Origin of the sequence: Flavobacterium sp. 1355, from assembly GCF_017833415.1 — a bacterium.
Classification (GTDB): Bacteria; Bacteroidota; Bacteroidia; order Flavobacteriales; family Flavobacteriaceae; genus Flavobacterium.
The window spans coordinates 138627-157561 of the sequence record NZ_JAFICC010000009.1; the positions used below are offsets into that span (position 1 = coordinate 138627).

The following is an 18935-nucleotide window of genomic DNA, read 5'->3' on the forward strand; positions in this document are numbered from 1 at the left end:
GAGCGAAGTCGAAGCCCTTTTCAGTATACGAGCCTTCGACTTCGCTCAGGGTGACAATAAATTTCATAATACTTTCTGTTAAGTGAGCAAATTTAAAAACAAAAAACCCGACAGATTAAAAATCTGTCGGGTTTTAATTTTATAAATCAACTCAATTATTTAGCAATAGTCAATTCATCAATAATATTTTTTGCTCCGGCATATTTATCAATAATCCAAAGTACATAACGAATATCAACATTAATCGTTCTTTGTAATTTAGGATCAAAAATAACGTCACCTGCCATAGCTTCAATATTTCCGTCAAAAGCAATTCCGATCAATTCTCCTTTTCCGTTAAGAACAGGCGAACCAGAATTTCCTCCGGTAATATCATTATCTGTTAAGAAGTTTACTGGCATGTATCCGGCTTTGTCTGCATATTGTCCGTAATCTTTTGCTTTGTTCAATTCTAACAAACGAGATGGCAAATCAAATTCCTGATCTCCTGCTTTATACTTTTTCACCATACTTTCCATGGTTGTATAGTTATTGATTTTAGCATCATTACGAGGGTCTGCAGGCAAAGCACGAACTTTTCCGTACGTCAGCCTCAAAGTAGAGTTAGCATCTGGGTACTGGATCGTATTTAATTTTGATTCTCTTAAACCTTCTACTAATTTTCTGTATGCAATTGCAAAACCATCATCAGCTTTTGTCTGGTCATTTGTCTTTGCACGGTATTTAGTCATCAAATCATTAGAAATAATATACAAAGGATCGTGTACAATCGCCAATGGCTTTGGATCAGCCATAAATGCTTCTATTTTTTCTTTAGAGGCAAAATAACTTACTTCGATCGCTTTTGTAACATCTTCTGTAAAATCACCTTTATTAACTGATTTCATTTTGGCGATTTGCGGAGCTAAACCATATTCATCAGCTTTAGAAGCATATAAATTTAACTGAGCAGTTAATACATCTTTTTCAAGAGGAGCATAAAAATCACCATAAATGTTATCAATCATAGTTTTGATCTTAGGTAACATTTCTGCTCTCTTTGCATCATTCTCGTTATAGTAAGCAATCAAAGCGTTTCCTAAATTTGCCGGTCCGGTTGCATAGGCTGAAGTACGCATTACCTGCATTAAGTAATTATCGTGACGCGCTTTTACATTTGTCTCTCTGTAGTAATCGTTGATAGTAGGAATTACATTTTCGTACTTATCTTTATTAGCCGGCTTGCTTGCCCAGTCATAGAACTTATCTTCCTGTGCTGTTTTCGTATCTACCGTTCCTGCTTTTGTCAGGGCATCAATCATTCCCTGGCGGTTTTTCCAGTAATTGGCTGTCGAAGCATATTTAGAAGCATATTGTAAACGTACAGTAGCATCTTTATCCATATACTTTTTCATTTGATCCATTCCGGTTTTGGCACCTTCAACCCATGCAGGATAAGCATATTTAATGTTTTGTTCAATTCCTCCGGCTGGCATCCAACGGTTTGTTCTTCCCGGATAACCCAAAATCATGGCAAAATCATTTTCTTGTACTCCTTTAATGCTTACAGGCAGGTAATGTTTTGGTTGTAAAGGAACATTATCTTTAGAATAAGCTGCAGGATTTCCGTTTTTATCAGCATACACTCTGAACATTGAAAAATCTCCTGTTTGACGAGGCCACTCCCAGTTATCTGTATCTCCTCCAAATTTGCCTACGCTTTCTGGTGGTGTTCCTACTAAACGAACGTCTGTATAATCCTGGTAAACAAAATAGTAATATTCATTTCCCTGAAAGAAAGGACGAACAGAAACAGTATATTTACCACCTTCACTATTTTCACTTTCAATTAAACTAATTTCCTGCTGAATGATTTTGTTTCTTTCAGATTCAGTCATTTGATCGTTTACCTTAGATAAAATTCTTTTAGAAACATCATCCATACGAACAAAGAAACGAACATATAAAGATTTTGGTTTCATTTCTGCACTTTTATCTTTTGCCCAGAAACCATCTTTCAAATAATTTTGTTCTGCTGTAGAAAGTTCTGCAATAGCATTATATCCACAATGATGGTTGGTTAAAACTAAGCCTTCCTTAGAAACAATTTCTGCTGTACAACCTCCGTTAAACTGCACAATTGCATCTTTTAAACTATGATGGTTAATACTATAGATTTCTTCAGCTGTTAACTGCAGTCCCATTTTTTCCATATCTCTATGGTTCAATCTTTCGATAAACATCAAAAACCACATTCCTTCATCGGCTCTTACAGGAAAAGCCATTAGGCACATGGTCAAGAATAAAACTATTTTTTTCATGTTATTTTGTTTTAAGTCCTGCGAATATAATTCATTTTCATAATTATCTAATCTCATAAGCTCTTAAAATTATATATCTGTATGTATTTTTAATGATTTTTTACGAATTTAACATTATCAAAACTAAAAAAGGTGTTCAGTTACCTGAACACCTTTTTTTAAAAGATTTTTATTGTTTTACTCATTCAACATTTTCCACAGTTTATCTTTCAGATCTGTTAAGCCTTGCTGAGCAACAGATGAAATAAACATATAAGGAATATCCTTGAAAGAAACATCTAATTCTGCTTTCAATTCTGCTTTCAGTTCGTCATCAAGCATATCGCATTTTGAGATTACCAAAAGACGTTCTTTATCCAGCATTTCCGGATTGTATTTTGTCAATTCATTAACCAGAATATCGTATTCCCCCTTAATATCGGGAGAGTCAACAGGAACTAAAAATAATAAGGTCGAATTACGCTCAATATGGCGCAGGAAATAATGCCCCAGACCTTTTCCTTCGGCAGCTCCTTCAATAATTCCGGGAATATCTGCAATTACAAACGATTGAAAATCCCTGTAAGCAACGATACCCAGATTTGGCTTTAAGGTTGTAAAAGGATAATCGGCAATTTTGGGTTTTGCTGAAGTTAAAACAGACAATAAAGTTGATTTACCTGCATTTGGAAATCCCACCAAACCAACATCAGCCAAAACCTTAAGTTCCAGAATAACATCCATTTCTACGCCCGGCAAACCTGGCTGCGCATATCTTGGGGTTTGATTTGTTGAGCTTCTGAAATGCCAGTTTCCTAAACCGCCTTTTCCTCCTTTAGAAAGGATTCTTTTTTCTCCATCTTCTGTAATTTCAAATAAAGTTTCTCCTGTTTCTTTATCTTTTACAACGGTTCCCAAAGGTACTTCGATAAATTTATCTTCACCGTCAGCTCCAGTACTACGATCTCCTCCACCATCTCCACCGTGACCTGCTTTAATGTGACGCGCAAATTTTAAATGGAATAATGTCCAGAGTCCTTTATTCCCAACTAAATATACATGTCCACCGCGACCACCATCACCTCCGTCAGGGCCTCCTTTTTCAATAAATTTTTCTCTATGCAAATGTGTAGATCCCTTTCCTCCCTTTCCGGAAGAAACATATATCTTAACATAATCTACAAAATTTCCTTCTGTCATTTTCTTTTTGTTTATGTATAGTTTAAAGTTTAAAGTTTCAGGTTTCAAGTTGGCGCAATGCACTTAACTTGAAACCTGAAACGAAAAAAACCTGAAACAAAATTCTCTTTACTCTTTTAGTGCTTTTACAAGTACTTTATCAATCTTTACACCATCCATATCTAATACTTCCAGCACAAATTTCTGCCAGATCAGTTTTTCTCCTTCTTTTGGAATATGAGAAAGCTCAGTCATAATCATTCCGCTTACTGTATTCACTTCGTAGTCATTTGTCAGCTCATCAAGCTCAAAATAAGTTAAGAAATCATGCAAAGAATAATGCCCGTCAACCAACCATGAACCATCTTCCCTTTCTATAAGCTGAAATTCATCTTTATAAAAATCTGATGCGTCACCAACCAATGCCTCCAATATATCATTTAGGGTAATAATACCCTGAAAAACACCATATTCATCTGAAACCAAAGCGTAGTGAATTCCGGTTTTTTTAAAATTTTCAAGCGCTTTGTATGCAGTTGTCTGTTCCATTAAATAAGGAGCGTCTACCATAATTGCAGACAAATCAAAATGATCGCTTTCTATATTGGCAAAGATGTTCTTTAAAGTTACAATTCCGACGATATCATCATAATTATCACTGTAAACAGGATAAACGGTATGCAAATCCTGCAACACCAATTCTTTAATTTTAGATTTATCCGAATTTAAAGGCAACATATCTACCGACTTTCGGTGTGTCATTAACGAACTGACTTTTCTGTCTCCAATATGAAAAACGCGCTCTACTATATCCTGCTCTATTTCCTGAACCTCTCCTACTTCTGTTCCTTCTTTTATTATTGCCTTGATTTCTTCTTCTGTAACTTTCCCGTCTGCGGTAGGTTTTATTTGAAGAATCTTCAATAAAAACTCTGTAGAACTAGTCAATAGCCAAATAAACGGTGCGGTAATAATTGAAATTATTTTCATCGGCATTGCCACCATTTTGGCAATTGATTCGGGATAGTTTAATCCAATTCGTTTTGGCAGTAATTCTCCTAAAACCAAAGAAAAGAATGTTAAAACAACAACGACAATTCCAACAGCAACTGAATGTGCATAGGGTCTTAGCACTTCGAATCCATTCACAAATGTTTCAACATCTATTGTAATCTTATCTCCTGAATAAATACCGGTCAAAATTCCTATTAAGGTAATTCCGATTTGTACGGTTGATAAAAACTTATTTGGCGAATTCGCTAAGTCAAGTGCTATTTTGGCACTTTTGTTTCCTTTTTTGGCAGCTGTTTCCAATCTGTTTTTCCTTGCTGAAATCAGCGCTATTTCAGACATAGAGAAAACTCCGTTTAATAGTATCAGAAAAAATATTATTAGTATTTCCAATTTGTAATTTATTCGTTATTGAATAGTCGTTAAATGTAATTTGTAACCTGCAATGCATTCCAACTGTGACGCCTTAAATGTCCTGATCTAAAAAAACTAATTTTTCCTGCCAGAAAACCGCGCTCCCAATACCTTGGAATAAGCTTGTTTTATGGTGTGGAAAAATAGTTTTATATCCCAATACTGGGATGAAACGACAGCTCGAAAAGCTTCTACAAATTATCTATAACTGACGTTAATCGCTCTGTAATTTCTTCTATAGTTCCGATACCGTTTACGGCATAGAACTTATTTTGTTCTTTATAATATCCAATAAGCGGAGCTGTTTTCTCGTTATATTCCTGATATCTTACACGAATCTTTTCTTCGTCCTGATCATCAGGTCTTCCGCTTGTTTTTCCTCTTTCTAATAAACGTGCTACAAGAATTTCATCATCTGCTTCTAACGCAATTGTCGCGGTAACGCTTGAACCGATTGTTGGCAAAAACTTATCTAAGGCTTCTGCCTGATTTAAAGTTCTTGGATAACCGTCAAATAAAAATCCTGCAGTATCAGGGTGTTTTTTCACTTCATCAATTAACATTGCAGTTGTTACTTCACAAGGAACTAATTCTCCATTGTCCATAAAAACTCTTGCTTTTTTTCCTAGTTCTGTATCATTTTTCAAATTAAAACGAAAAATATCTCCTGTTGAAAGATGTGTTAATTTGTATTTTTCTTTTAAGAATTCTGCCTGAGTTCCTTTTCCTGCCCCCGGCTTTCCAAATAAAACAATGTTAATCATAATACGAGTGAGTGTTGTTACTTCCTAATTTCAAAGAAGTTTAAAATGAATATATAGTTGTGTGTGTTTCTTAAATTATTCTGCCAATTTATATACTTCGGTCAGGTTTCTTCCTAATCCGTCATAATCCAAACCGTAACCTACGATAAATTTATTCGGAATTCTGATTCCGATATAATCAATCTTAATGTCTTTTTTATAAGCTTCCGGTTTAAAAAATAATGTGGCAATTTTAAAATGTTTTACATTTTGTGCCTTAAACATTGTTTTTAATTCTTCGATTGTATTTCCGGTATCAATTATATCTTCAATAATAACTACCGTTCTGCCTGTCAGATCCTGATTTATTCCGATTAATTCTTTTACAGAATTTGTCGATTCTGTTCCTTCATAAGAAGCCATTTTGATGAATGAAACCTCGCATGACTTTTTATACTTTTTCAGGAAATCAGAAACAACCATAAAAGCACCATTTAAAACTCCAATAAAAATAGGCGTATCATCCCCAAAATCATCTTCTACTTGTGCAACTATTTTCGTTAAAGCAAAATCAATTTCTTTTGCCGAAATAAACGGAACAAATTGTTTATCGTGAAGTTGTATCATTATTTTTATGTTTAAAATAATGCGCAAAGATACAGAATTACAACCAAACTGTGATTAACAAATTATATACTAACTTCAATTTTTTATTAATGTTAAATATCAGTTAATGTTTACATTTTTATAATTTGATTATTTTTAGAATTCAGTAAATTGTTGTTTATAAAACTTTTAACTCCAAACCACGATGAGAGCAATCACTCAAATATTTTTAGCATCGCTATTAATGATACTTACATCCTGCAATGGACAGGTAAAAAAAGAAGAAAAAGAAACCCTGTCCAAACAGCCTGATAATGTTGTAAAAACTGCAATTGGCACCATTACCCTGCCTCCCCCTTATGCTACCGAATCTAAAACCAGCTATAGTAAAGTTATTGGCTGGCCGGAAGGCAAAACACCTATAGCACCAAAGGGATTTGTTGTAACAAAATTTGCAGGGGATCTTGTGAATCCTCGTTGGACGTATATTGCACCAAACAATGATATTTTTGTTGTTGAAAGCGGAACAAGAGCTAGTAAAAACCAGATTACGGTTTTTAGAGATGCTGATAAGGATGGAAAATTTGAAACCCGCAATGTATTTATTTCTAACCTCAACAAACCTTTTGGAATGCTGGTTCTTAAAGATTATTTTTATATAGCAAACACAGACGGACTTTATCGTTATCCTTATAAAAACAATCCTCTGAAATTAGAAACGCAGGGAACAAAAATACTGGAGCTTCCTGCGGGAGGTTACAACAATCACTGGACCAGAAATTTGCTGGCAAGCAAAGACGGATCAAAAATTTATGTTTCGGTTGGTTCAGGAAGTAATAATGCTGAACATGGTATTGATAAAGAACTGCGAAGAGCAGATATTTTAGAAATTAATCCTGACGGAACAGGTGAAAAAATCTATGCTTCCGGACTTAGAAATCCTGTTGGCATGGATTGGAATCCTGCAAATGGCGAACTTTGGACAGCAGTTAACGAACGTGATGAATTGGGAGACGAACTGGTTCCTGACTATGTGACAAGCGTAAAAAGAGATGGATTCTACGGCTGGCCTTATTCTTATTTTGGAAGTATTCCTGATCCGAGAATGAAGGGAGAACGCAAAGATCTGGTTGAAAAAGCAATTGTTCCGGATATTCCGGTTGGACCGCATACAGCATCTCTGGGATTGGCTTTTTATACTAAAGATAAATTCCCTGCTAAATACAAAAACGGAATATTTATTGGTCAGCACGGCTCCTGGAACCGATCTAAAATATCAGGTTATAAAGTTCTTTTTGTGCCTTTTGCCAATGGTAAGCCTTCGGGAAAACCCGAAGACTTTTTGACCGGTTTTGTTTCAAATGAAGAAAAAGCAGAAGTATATGGCCGTCCGGTTGCCGTTACAGTTATGAATGACGGATCGCTTCTTGTAAATGATGATAGCGGAAATACAATTTGGAAAGTTAGTGCTCAATAAAATTTCAATTTAATTCTACTGAACAATTTTAAACACATAGAAACACAGGCTTTGTTTTTTAATAGAAAAACCTATTTCTCACACAGTTGTGAGAATCTAAAAAGTGAAACACCTTTTTTGCCTCAACGAATTCTATGTTTCTGTGTGTTAAAAAATCATGCTCCCATTTTTATGGCTTTAAAAAAATATTTTCTTCCTTATTTTCTATTGATACTTTTTCAAAACATTGAGGCACAGAATAAAGAGAATAAAACTATTGATTCTTCTAAAATAGAAAAACTTCAGGAAGTAGTAATCAGCTCATTTCATATAAATCAGGACATTCAAAATACACCTGCTTCTATTGGCCTTTTATCCAAAAAACAACTTTTACAAAATAATACTACCGACATCAGCACTGTAATAAATACCATTCCGGGAGTTTATATGCAATCTGCAAACTTTACGACAAGCCGGATTTCGATTCGTGGTATTGGCGCAAGAACGCCTTACGGAACCAATAAAATCAGGGCTTTCTACGGCAGCATTCCACTGACTTCTGGAAACAGCGAAACTGTTATTGACGATATTGATCTGGAAAACCTCAGCCAGATTGAGATTATCAAAGGTCCGCTTTCAAGTGTTTACGGAGCGGGATTGGGCGGAGCTATATTAATTTCACCACAACTTTCAAAAATAAATGGACAAAGCACAGGCATTAGTACAGTTATCGGTTCTTTTGGTTTGTTAAAAAACAGCCTGAATTATAGTTTAGATGAAAAAACAGGAAGCCTGAACCTGAGTTATCACAAAATGGAAACGAATGGCTGGAGAGAAAACAGTAATTATAACCGAGAGGGAATTACACTTGCGGGAGAATTGTTTAGAAAGAAAAAGAGTAAACTGACATATCTTTCAAACTATACGTATCTGAAATCTTATATTCCGAGTTCGATAAATAAAACCATGTTTGATAACAATCCGAAATCCGGTGCGCCGACCTGGGTTGCCTCAAAAGGATATAAGGAATATAAATCGGCACTGGGCGGCTTGGCTTATGATTTAAAGATCAATGAAAATCTGGATAATTCGACTTCTGTATTTATTAATTACAAAGACAGCAACGAACCACGGCCTTTTGATATACTTCGCCAATATACTTTTTCTGGCGGAGCAAGAACTCAGTTTACCGGCAAATTTAAAATTAAGGAAACTGAAAATGAGTTTATAGCCGGAATTGAATATTTTTCAGACCATTATAAGGGTAATACTTTCGAAAACCTATATCAGCAAAATAATGGACAGGGAAGTCTGCAGGGAAATCAGCTAACAGAAAGTGGTCAGAAAAGGAATTTTTATAATATTTTTTCACAAATCAGAACTTTACTTTCCAGACAATTTGAGATTCAGGCCGGGATAAATTATAACAAAACACAATTTAAGTTAGAAAATTACGATCTTAATTATACTCAGGAATACAGTTACGATGGCATTTTTTCACCCCAATTATCTTTGCTATTTAAACCCAACCAGCAGCAAACGATATACGTATCTGCCAGCCGTGGTTTTTCACTGCCGGCTACAGAAGAAACTCTCACAAGCACCGGAACTATTAATCCTGATATAAAACCTGAGAATGGCTATAATTTTGAAGTTGGCGGCAAACTATACTTTTTCAACAAAAATCTTTATACCCAATTAAGCGTTTACAGAATGGAAATAAAAGATTTATTAGTAGCCAAAAGAGTTGGTGACGATCAATATGTGGGCGTAAATGCCGGCAAAACATTTCATGAAGGAATCGAAATCGCATTAAACCACAATTGGCCTATTAATTCATTTTTTACCTTGAGTTCATACATTTCGGGCTCTTTTGGAAATTATGAATTTAAAGAGTTTGTTGATAACGGAAATGATTATTCGGGAAATAAATTGACGGGAGTGACAGCAAACAAAGCAAATGCCGGATTACTTTTCAATACCCGTTCTGGAATTTATTTTTCTGCAGATTATCAATTTGTAGATGAAATTCCGCTAAACGATGCCAATTCCGCTTATTCGGATTCTTATTCACTTATAAATTTAAAGACAGGCTATCGTTTTGAAATTCTTCCTCAGTTGAATACACATTTTGCTTTCGGAATAAACAATGTAACAAATGAAAAGTATGCTACACTAATTTTACCAAATGCAATTGCCTCAGGAAATATAGTGCCGAGATATTATTATCCGGGGCTTCCTGTAAATTATTATGGTACTGTTTCATTAAATTATTTATTTTAGATGCTGGATATAAAATCAAAACCACAAAGAATGTTTTCTGAACTTCATTCAAAACTAGACTATGTAAATGCGTATAGAGAAAATCGACTTAAGGTCGCGCAGGAAATTTTAGAAAACAAACACCTCTTTGATGAGTTAGTTTCCCTTTGTTTTTTGCCCTCAGACAAAAACAATCATAAGGCTTGCTGGATTCTCGAATTTGTATGCTACGAAGAATTAAACTGGCTACAGTCACATCTTGATTTTTTCTGTTCAAATCTTAAAATCCTAAAAGACGAAAGTGCAATTCGTCCTATTGCAAAAGTGGTTCAGCTTTTAATAAAATCACATTATAAAAAAGATGAAAATAGTATTTTTCTAACAGAAGAGAATTTACAGAACTGTATCGAAACTTCTTTTGACTGGTTAATAAACGATGTCAAAGTAGCCACAAAAGCATATTCTATAAGAACTTTATATATTTTGGGCAATTATTACGACTGGATTCATCCTGAACTAAAAATTATTCTGGACAAGGATTATAGCGACCATTCTGCAGCCTATAAAGCGGTTGCTAAAGAAGTTTTGAAGAAAATAAAATAGTTTTAGCTGCCACGAATTACACCAATTTTTACTAATTAATTTTAAAAACGAGTTAAAGAAAAAATTTGTGCAAATGGTGTAATTCGTGGCAAACAAAAAATCTTTTTAATATTTTAATTTGTGGCAAAACTTAAAAAATGTAATTCGTGTAATTTATGGCAGAAAACTAAATTTTGGCTAAAAAAAGATTAAAAGGTATCTTTGCAAAAACACAACACAAAATGAATTATTTTTCTTCTGATTTTAAATTAGGAATATTAGGTGGCGGACAATTGGGCAAAATGCTTTTGTCTGACACCAGAAAATTTGACATACAAACTTATGTTTTAGACCCTAGTGACGAAGCTCCTAGTAAAATAGCCTGCAACAAATTTTTCAAAGGTGATCTAATGGATTATGAAACAGTTTATAACTTTGGAAAACAAGTCGATGTTCTAACTTTTGAAATTGAATTGGTAAACCTTGAAGCTTTAACGCAACTAGAAAACGAAGGCGTAAAAGTTTATCCGTCTCCAAAAACTTTAAAAGGGATTCAGAATAAAGGTGTTCAAAAAGACTTTTATACTAAAAGTAATATTCCGACAGCCGCTTACTTAAGATTTGACAGTCACGAACATTTGGCAAAATCTGTTGGAGATAACGAAATCACAATTCCGTTTGTCTGGAAGTGTACCCAATTTGGTTATGACGGAAATGGCGTAAAAGTGATTCGTCATATTTCTGATTTAGACGATTTGCCAAATGTCGAATGTATTGCAGAAACCATGGTTCCCTTCAAAAATGAATTGGCAGTTATTGTGGTAAGAAATCCATCAGGAGAAATAAAAACTTATCCGGTTGTAGAAATGGAGTTTCACCCAGAAGCCAATCAGGTAGAATATGTAATCTGTCCTGCAAGAATCGACGAAAAAATAGCCGAAAAAGCCAGAGCAATTGCCTTGAATGTTTCTGAAAAATTCAATCATGTTGGACTTTTAGCAGTTGAAATGTTCCAAACCAATGAAGATGAGATTTTGGTAAACGAGGTGGCTCCCCGTCCGCACAATTCGGGTCATTATTCTATCGAAGCAAGTTATACTTCACAATTTGAAAATCATTTACGTGCGATTCTTGATCTTCCGTTAGGAAACACAGACAGTAAAGTTGCCGGAATTATGGTAAATTTAGTTGGTGCCGAAGGTTTCTCGGGAGATGTTGTTTATGAAAACATCGAAACCATTTTAGGATGGAACGGTGTTACACCACATATTTACGGTAAAAAACAAACAAGACCTTTCAGAAAAATGGGCCACGTTACGATTGTAAATGAAAACATGCAGGAAGCGAGAAGAATTGCAGAGGAAGTTAAGAATACGATTAAGGTTATTAGTATATAGTTATCAGTCACTGTTTTCAGTCGCAGTTCTAACTTGGGATCTGAAACTTGAAACAAAAAAACAGTATTCAAAACAAAAAAAAAACAAATGAGCAAAGTAGCCATTATAATGGGAAGCATTTCAGACATGCCAGTCATGCAGGATGCCATCGACATATTAAAACAATTTAATATTGAAGTTGAAGTAGATATCGTTTCGGCACACAGAACGCCGGAAAAATTATTCGATTTCAGTAAAAATGCACATACTAGTGGAATATCGGTAATTATTGCCGGAGCTGGCGGTGCTGCACACTTACCTGGAATGGTTGCTTCGATGTCACCTCTTCCTGTAATCGGTGTTCCGGTAAAATCAAGCAATTCTATTGATGGCTGGGATTCTGTTTTGTCCATTCTGCAAATGCCGGGCGGAGTTCCTGTAGCGACAGTTGCCTTGAACGGAGCAAAAAATGCTGGAATTTTAGCCGCACAAATCATCGGAAGTCACGATAAAAAAGTACTTGACACCATTATCTCTTATAAAGAAGAATTGAAGGCTGCGGTTAATAAAGCGGCAGAAGGATTGAAAAAATAAGATTATTCCGCAGAGTTACACAAAGAAATACACAGAGATTCGCTAAGATATTTTACAATTTATATTGAAAAAAACTTCGTGAATCTCTGTGTTTTTTTTTTAGCGAGTCTTTGTGAAACAACAATTTATTTATAATTTCTTATGCCTCGTCTTCAACTTCCTCCAAAACAGATTCAAATTCAGATTCCTTAATATCTTCCTTATTTATCCAATTCTCTGACGTAACCAAGCTGTAATTTACATCATCTTTAGTATTCAATTCCCAAATAATACTTTCAGCCTCAGGAAATGGAATGTTTTGCGAAATTTGATTCTCAAATAATCTTTTTATCAGATTTCTGTCAGACAAACCGTTATTCAATAATTTCAAAATATTTTCTGCAGTCAGCTTTTGTACTTCACCTTCAACAGGTGTCATCGAAAAATGAACAACAGAGGCTTTTGCATTTGGAAATTTCCCGTTGTAAGCTTTAAAAAGTAATTGATTTACATGAAATAAAGTGCCCTGCATGTGTATTTCCGGATATTCTTCGCAAACTTTATCAATTAACATATTGTTCGATATCTGCTCAATTTGTCCTGCACTTAATTCATCACCCAATCTGTATTCTAAAACAATCTGCGCCGCCTCGTTTGGCTCATAATCAGAAATAGCCATTTCTAATAATTCTGGCAAACTCGTTTTATCTGCCGTTGCACCATCCGGATAATTGAATTTTTCTAATAAAGCAACAAAATCTTCATCAGACCAATATCCTTCAACTTCATTCACCGTGTCTATATTCTTAATTACAATTTGATAATTCATCTTTTATTTTTTAATTACGATTAGTATTTTATAACACTAGCCTATTTTGTCAATTTACGCTTTTAATATCTCCCAAGGCAATAAATAACATAACAATAACACAATTTAAGAGGATTTTATGCCAAGAATCAACTTTATATAGACGATTAAATTTTTATAAATTGCTATCTTTGAAATTCAAAACATTGACTTCAATTAATAAAAATAATCACATTATAATGAACGTTTTACTTTCAAAATTCAATACTAAACATAACACAGCACCTTTTTCGCAAATTAAAATAGAAGATTACGTTCCGGCTTTTCAGGAAGGAATTATTTTGGCCAAAGCCGAAATCGATGCCATTGTAAACAACCCCGAAGCACCAACTTTTGAAAATACAGTGGTGGCGATGGATTTTGCCGGAGATATTTTAGATCGTCTTTCGAGTGTTTTCTTCAATCTGAATTCGGCTGAAACAAACGACGAAATGCAAAAAATCGCTCAGGAGGTTTCGCCTCTATTGTCTGAATTTGGAAACGACATCACACTAAACGCAGCTTTGTTTGCCAAAATAAAAGCGGTTTATGATCAAAAAGAATCTTTAAATCTGAATCCGGAGCAAACAACTCTTTTAGATAAAAAATATAAAAGTTTCTCCAGAAACGGAGCTAATTTACCAGAAGACAAAAAAGACAAACTTAGAGAAATCGACAAAGAGTTATCGAGGCTGAGTTTGCAATTTGGCGAAAATGTTTTGGCAGAAACCAATGCATTTGAATTACACTTAACAAATGAAAGTGATTTGGCAGGTTTACCGGAAGGAACCATTGAAGCTGCCAGGTTATTGGCAAAAAGCCAGGAAAAAGAAGGCTGGATTTTTACTCTGGATCATCCAAGTTATATTCCGTTTTTGACTTATGCTGATAATCGCGAACTGCGCAAAAAAATGGCTATTGCTTTTGGTGCAAAAGCATTTCAGAATAACGAATTCGACAATCAGGAAAATGTACTGAAAATTGCTAAACTTCGTTATGAAAGAGCCAATTTATTAGGCTATAAAACACATGCACATTTTGTTCTGGAAGAAAGAATGGCTCAAAGTCCGGATAAAGTTTTTACTTTCCTGAATGATTTATTGGCAAAAGCAAAACCGGCAGCTCAAAAAGAATTTGCAGAATTAACCGCTTTCGCGAAAGAATTAGACGGAATCGAACAACTTGAAAAATGGGACGGCGCTTATTATTCTGAAAAATTAAAGCAACAGCTTTTCAACTTAGATGACGAAAAACTAAAACCTTATTTTCAGTTAGAAAAAGTTTTAGACGGCGCATTTACTGTTGCCAAAAAATTATACGGATTAACGTTTAACGAAGTTTTTGACATCGATAAATACCACGAAGAAGTTACAACCTATGAAGTAAGAGATGCTGAAAACAATCTGGTTTCGATTTTCTATGCTGATTTTTTTCCAAGAAAAGGAAAAAGAAACGGTGCCTGGATGACTTCATTCAAATCACAATCTATAAAAGATGGTGTAAACGAAAGACCACATATTTCGAACGTTTGTAATTTTACCAAACCAACAGAAACAAAACCGTCTTTACTAACTTTTAATGAAGTAACAACTCTGTTTCATGAATTTGGTCACGGTTTACACGGAATGTTAGCCAACACCACTTATCCTAGTTTATCCGGGACTTCTGTTTACTGGGATTTTGTTGAATTACCAAGTCAGATTATGGAAAACTGGTGTTATGAACCGGAAGCTTTGGCTTTGTTTGCCCATCATTACGAAACAGGAGAAGTTATTCCGATTGAATATGTACAGAAAATTAAGGAAAGTGCCAGTTTTCAGGAAGGATTGGCAACAATGCGCCAGTTAAGTTTTGGATTATTGGATATGGCGTGGCACGGGCAAGATCCGACCAATATTACAAATTTGAAAGCTTTTGAAACCGAGCAGTTTGCTAACACACAATTATACCCAGACGTAAAAGAAAATGCTATGAGTACCGCTTTTTCTCATATTTTTCAGGGTGGATATTCTTCTGGATATTATAGTTATAAATGGGCGGAAGTTCTGGATGCAGATGCTTTTGAATATTTCCAGGAAAAAGGTATTTTCAATGAAGAAGTAGCAAAAAAATTCAAAGATCATGTCCTTTCAAAAGGAGGAACAGAACATCCGATGACTTTGTACAAACGCTTTAGAGGTCAGGAACCAAAACCTGAAGCTTTGTTGAAAAGAGCGGGATTACTATAATATTTAATATCTTTGTTTATTATTAAATCTATTGAAAGAGAAAAATCTATATATAATTTCGGGTTGTAATGGAGCTGGAAAAACTACAGCTTCATACACAATTCTGCCTGAAATATTGGACTGTAAGGAGTTCGTTAATGCAGATGAAATTGCAAAAGGTTTATCGCCTTTTCAACCAGAAAAAGCAAGTTTTGAAGCAGGAAGAATAATGCTTAATCGTATAGATGAATTATTTCAAAAAGAAGTAGATTTTGCCTTTGAGACAACTCTTTCAGCAAAAAGTTATATTTCTATTGTTAAAAAAGCTCAAAGTCAGGGTTATTTTGTAACACTAATTTCTTTTGGCTCAGCTCTGTCGAATTAGCAAAACAAAGAGTAAAAGTAAGAGTCAATGAAGGTGGGCATAATATTCCTGAAGATGTTATTGAGCGAAGATATATTCGAGGAATTAAAAATTTATTTGAAATCTATCTTAAAAATTGTGACAACGTTATGTTGTTTGACAATTCAAATAAATTGCCAGTGTTAATTGCTGAAAAAGAGATTAACGAAAAGATTCAAATTATAGACGAAAACTTATTTCATCAAATAAATAGCCTAAGATTATGACAAAAGATAAAATTAAGGAGTTAAAGTATAAAATTGTTGAAGGTTTAAAAATTTCTTCAAAAAAAATGATTGAAAGTAAAAAGAAAACTAACGGAAAGATTGTGGTTTATGCCGATGGAAAAATCCAAACTATAAACGCAATTGACATTAAAGACTAATACCTAAAATCACACTTGAAAAAATATTTGAAAATCTTCCTTTTCCTTGTCATTATTGGATTAGCATCCATTATTGCTGTTAATTATTATGTAAAATCTTCTACTAAAAACCGCATTTACTATTCGGTAAAAAAATTCCCTAAAAATGATGTAGGGATTATTTTTGGTGCAGGAATTAATGGAAACAGGCCCAGCAAATATTTAAAAGACCGTCTTGACGCCGGAATTTTATTATATAAAATGAAACGAATTAATAAAATTTTACTTTCTGGTGATAATGGACGTGAAGAATATGACGAATTAACGGTTATGAAAAATTACTGTTATACGCATGGTGTTGATACCACAAAAATATTTGTCGATTATGCTGGCTTTGATACCTATTCGACAATGTACCGTGCGAAACATATTTTTAAAATTAAAAGAGCCACTTTAATTTCTCAGAAATATCATTTAAACCGTGCGATTTATATAGGAAATAAACTGGGGATAAAATCGGTTGGTTTCTCTGCAAATAATGGCGAATACCTGGGATATAATTATGTTTGTTTCAGAGAATATGGTTCTATTTTTAAATCCTTTTTTGATATTTTAAGAAATCGTGAACCTCGTTTTTTTGGTGACGAAATCAATATTAATGGAGAATCAAATTATTCTAAAGAAGATAAGCGATAATATTGACATCAATTAAAAAATCCAGCACTTAAAATAAAGCGCTGGATTTTTTGCATTAACAATTTTTCTAATTATTATTTTAAAATTCTCTTGTTCTCTGTATTTGGCGGCAAAGATATAATGTCTTCAAACACGTGGCTCAAATCACTTGGTTTTATACCATTATTGTCATTATGACAAGAAAAACACGAAATAGCATTTTGTTCTGTTGAGGCCGATGATGGAGACTGCACATACGTTTCCATTGTACTATTTGACAATTGCCCTGTTCCAATTGCATCGCCATGAGGAATTGAATCATTAACGGCTCCATACGGATAAACGTTCCCGTTTGGTCCGGCACCTCCAAAAGTCCAGGTGGCTCCTATTAACAAATAATTTTTTCTCACATCATTACCGACCAACATACTGCGAACGGCATTATTTATAGAGATCACTTCACTATTAGAATCCGCAGGAGTTTTATCTTCTCCATTCGGAACTGTGTTTGATGCAACCCCCCAAGCCATAATTCTTCTTGCAGTCGGGCTGGCCAGAGAAGCATTTTTAACTAAAATCGTATCCCCGCTTACTGTCATATTCTGAATATTCTGTGCTCCTGTTGTATCGTTTGCATTGGCATTAAAAAGCCATCCTTTTCCTGTATCTGCCGGAACTTGTTTGACATTATTATTTTTATCTACATAGGAGTATGCCGTATTTGGAGTGTTTTTTTCATGCTCAAAGGTCGCCCAGATCATTTCGGGATGTCCGGCCACACTTCCTACAATGTGCATTCCGACCAAAGCCAATTTTGCAGTTCGCTGTCCGTTTTCTACCCATTTATTTGGATTCGACTTATCATAAGTCGGAATTATTGCCTTGATGGTAACATAACTTTCGACATTAGGCAAATCGGTAACCTCAACCCAGGATGTTTTTAACTCAATTGCCAGCGCATTAGGATCTGGCGGAGCAGCCCATCCTTTTGTTTTTGCATAAGCAACAATACTATCTCTGGCACTTGCGGTAGTCGGAAATTGATTTCCGTTTAATTTACCTTCATTTACACCGGTTAAAAAGTAAGCATAAACATCATTAACCATTGTGATATAATATACCAATGATTTATTCTCACCCATTAAAGCTCCGTGCGATCCGGCCTGTCCTTGTTCTGACTGAACTTCATTTCCGTTAGAATCCAGAAATATAAATTTATTACCCACTTTGAATTGCTGAACAACATCTGATGGCTTAATTTCGCTTTCAATAACAGGTTTTGGGCTTTTGATAATTTTCCCTTTTAAGTCAAAAAACATATGCACACCATTTGCATTTGCTTTTACGCTGCCAACCTGAACCAGATTATTTAGCTCATTTTTTACTTTTTCATCACTTTTCTGAGCTTCAATTTCAAACATTTTTCCCGACTTGTCTATTAAAACAGGAAGCCTGTTCGGACCGCTCTGATTGATATTACTAACTGCACTTAGCAAAACATTGGGCTTGTGTGCTTCTAATGTCCTTTTTCCGGTAATGGGATCCTGAGGAGAAACATTATAAAACACAGGAGATTCTAAGATTGTGCCCTTATTTCCATACGAGCCCGAAGATGGCGAAGTAATCCATAAAAACATTTGTTGCGACCATTTGTAGAAATCGCAATTGTTGTTATGAGGAAATGCAACACTATTTGCAGGTTCCACTAATCCGTTTTCGGTTACTTTTCCTGTTTTGAACCAGGAATTAAATTCTGTATCAGAAACAATACAAGATTGTTTTACATCTTGTGGAAGATATTCGGAATCGGCAGTAGCTAACAAATCTTTCTTTTTGCATCCCAAAAAGATGATTATTAGCGCCGCCATAAGTATAGCTGCGGTTTTTATATTCAATTTTTTCATGATAGTTGTTTTTGGGTTTATTTTTATAAATGAAGAACATTTATTATTTTGATT

15 protein-coding genes and 1 pseudogene are annotated in these 18935 nt (G+C 34.6%); 9 read left to right on the plus strand and 7 right to left on the minus strand.

The window, feature by feature from the left end; genetic code table 11:
* Nucleotides 1-155: 155 nt before the first annotated feature.
* The 5 genes from JOD96_RS13165 to JOD96_RS22480 form a co-directional block, all read right to left on the minus strand.
* Entirely contained in the window at nucleotides 156-2300 is a 2145-nt protein-coding gene (locus JOD96_RS13165) for a S46 family peptidase (RefSeq protein WP_209564701.1), read from the minus strand.
* Between the two features lie 177 nt (nucleotides 2301-2477).
* Nucleotides 2478-3479: a GTPase ObgE gene (gene obgE / locus JOD96_RS13170; protein WP_209564702.1), complete on the minus strand. Its 1002-nt coding sequence runs from the start codon at nucleotides 3477-3479 to the stop codon at nucleotides 2478-2480.
* A gap of 108 nt (nucleotides 3480-3587) precedes the next feature.
* Nucleotides 3588-4862, minus strand: coding sequence for a hemolysin family protein (locus tag JOD96_RS13175; protein WP_209564703.1), 1275 nt, complete (start codon nucleotides 4860-4862; stop codon nucleotides 3588-3590).
* Nucleotides 4863-5074: 212 nt separating this feature from the next.
* Complete coding sequence (locus JOD96_RS22475) at nucleotides 5075-5647, minus strand: adenylate kinase (protein ID WP_245188410.1); 573 nt, start codon at nucleotides 5645-5647, stop codon at nucleotides 5075-5077.
* Between the two features lie 75 nt (nucleotides 5648-5722).
* Entirely contained in the window at nucleotides 5723-6253 is a 531-nt protein-coding gene (locus JOD96_RS22480; protein ID WP_245188411.1) for a phosphoribosyltransferase, read from the minus strand.
* Between the two features lie 184 nt (nucleotides 6254-6437).
* Between JOD96_RS22480 and JOD96_RS13185 the strand changes: the two genes are divergently transcribed.
* The 5 genes from JOD96_RS13185 to purE all read left to right on the plus strand — a co-directional run bounded on the left by JOD96_RS13185 (nucleotide 6438) and on the right by purE (nucleotide 12502).
* The gene (locus JOD96_RS13185) at nucleotides 6438-7709 is read left to right on the plus strand and encodes a PQQ-dependent sugar dehydrogenase (RefSeq protein WP_209564704.1); all 1272 of its coding nucleotides are present in this window, start codon (nucleotides 6438-6440) and stop codon (nucleotides 7707-7709) included.
* 171 nt (nucleotides 7710-7880) lie between these two features.
* On the plus strand, nucleotides 7881-9971 hold the full coding sequence (locus tag JOD96_RS13190) for a TonB-dependent receptor (RefSeq protein ID WP_209564705.1): 2091 nt from the start codon (nucleotides 7881-7883) through the stop codon (nucleotides 9969-9971).
* Nucleotides 9972-10553, plus strand: coding sequence for a hypothetical protein (locus JOD96_RS13195; RefSeq protein ID WP_245188412.1), 582 nt, complete (start codon nucleotides 9972-9974; stop codon nucleotides 10551-10553).
* Between the two features lie 221 nt (nucleotides 10554-10774).
* Complete coding sequence (locus tag JOD96_RS13200) at nucleotides 10775-11929, plus strand: 5-(carboxyamino)imidazole ribonucleotide synthase (protein WP_209564706.1); 1155 nt, start codon at nucleotides 10775-10777, stop codon at nucleotides 11927-11929.
* A gap of 87 nt (nucleotides 11930-12016) precedes the next feature.
* Nucleotides 12017-12502 carry a 5-(carboxyamino)imidazole ribonucleotide mutase gene (gene purE, locus JOD96_RS13205; RefSeq protein ID WP_209564707.1) on the plus strand — a complete coding sequence of 162 codons (486 nt, stop codon included), beginning with the start codon at nucleotides 12017-12019 and terminating at the stop codon, nucleotides 12500-12502.
* A gap of 139 nt (nucleotides 12503-12641) precedes the next feature.
* On the opposite strand, the gene JOD96_RS13210 is transcribed toward purE, so the two are convergent.
* Nucleotides 12642-13310, minus strand: coding sequence for a hypothetical protein (locus tag JOD96_RS13210; protein ID WP_209564708.1), 669 nt, complete (start codon nucleotides 13308-13310; stop codon nucleotides 12642-12644).
* A 218-nt stretch (nucleotides 13311-13528) separates the two neighbouring features.
* Here JOD96_RS13210 and JOD96_RS13215 point away from each other — a divergent pair, with 218 nt between their 5' ends.
* From JOD96_RS13215 to JOD96_RS13230, 4 genes and pseudogenes are all read left to right on the plus strand, one after another.
* Nucleotides 13529-15556: a M3 family metallopeptidase gene (locus tag JOD96_RS13215; RefSeq protein WP_209564709.1), complete on the plus strand. Its 2028-nt coding sequence runs from the start codon at nucleotides 13529-13531 to the stop codon at nucleotides 15554-15556.
* 31 nt (nucleotides 15557-15587) lie between these two features.
* Nucleotides 15588-16165 (plus strand): annotated as a pseudogene (locus tag JOD96_RS13220) (zeta toxin family protein).
* A complete protein-coding gene (locus JOD96_RS13225) occupies nucleotides 16162-16323 on the plus strand; it encodes a hypothetical protein (protein ID WP_209564710.1) in 162 nt (53 codons plus the stop codon). Before JOD96_RS13220 ends, JOD96_RS13225 begins: the two are co-directional and overlap by 4 nt.
* Nucleotides 16324-16338: 15 nt before the next feature.
* Nucleotides 16339-16998, plus strand: coding sequence for a vancomycin high temperature exclusion protein (locus JOD96_RS13230; RefSeq protein WP_209564711.1), 660 nt, complete (start codon nucleotides 16339-16341; stop codon nucleotides 16996-16998).
* A gap of 74 nt (nucleotides 16999-17072) precedes the next feature.
* On the opposite strand, the gene JOD96_RS13235 is transcribed toward JOD96_RS13230, so the two are convergent.
* Nucleotides 17073-18881 (minus strand): hypothetical protein, encoded by a 1809-nt coding sequence (locus tag JOD96_RS13235; protein ID WP_209564712.1) that lies wholly within the window; start codon nucleotides 18879-18881, stop codon nucleotides 17073-17075.
* Between the last annotated feature and the right edge of the window lie 54 nt (nucleotides 18882-18935).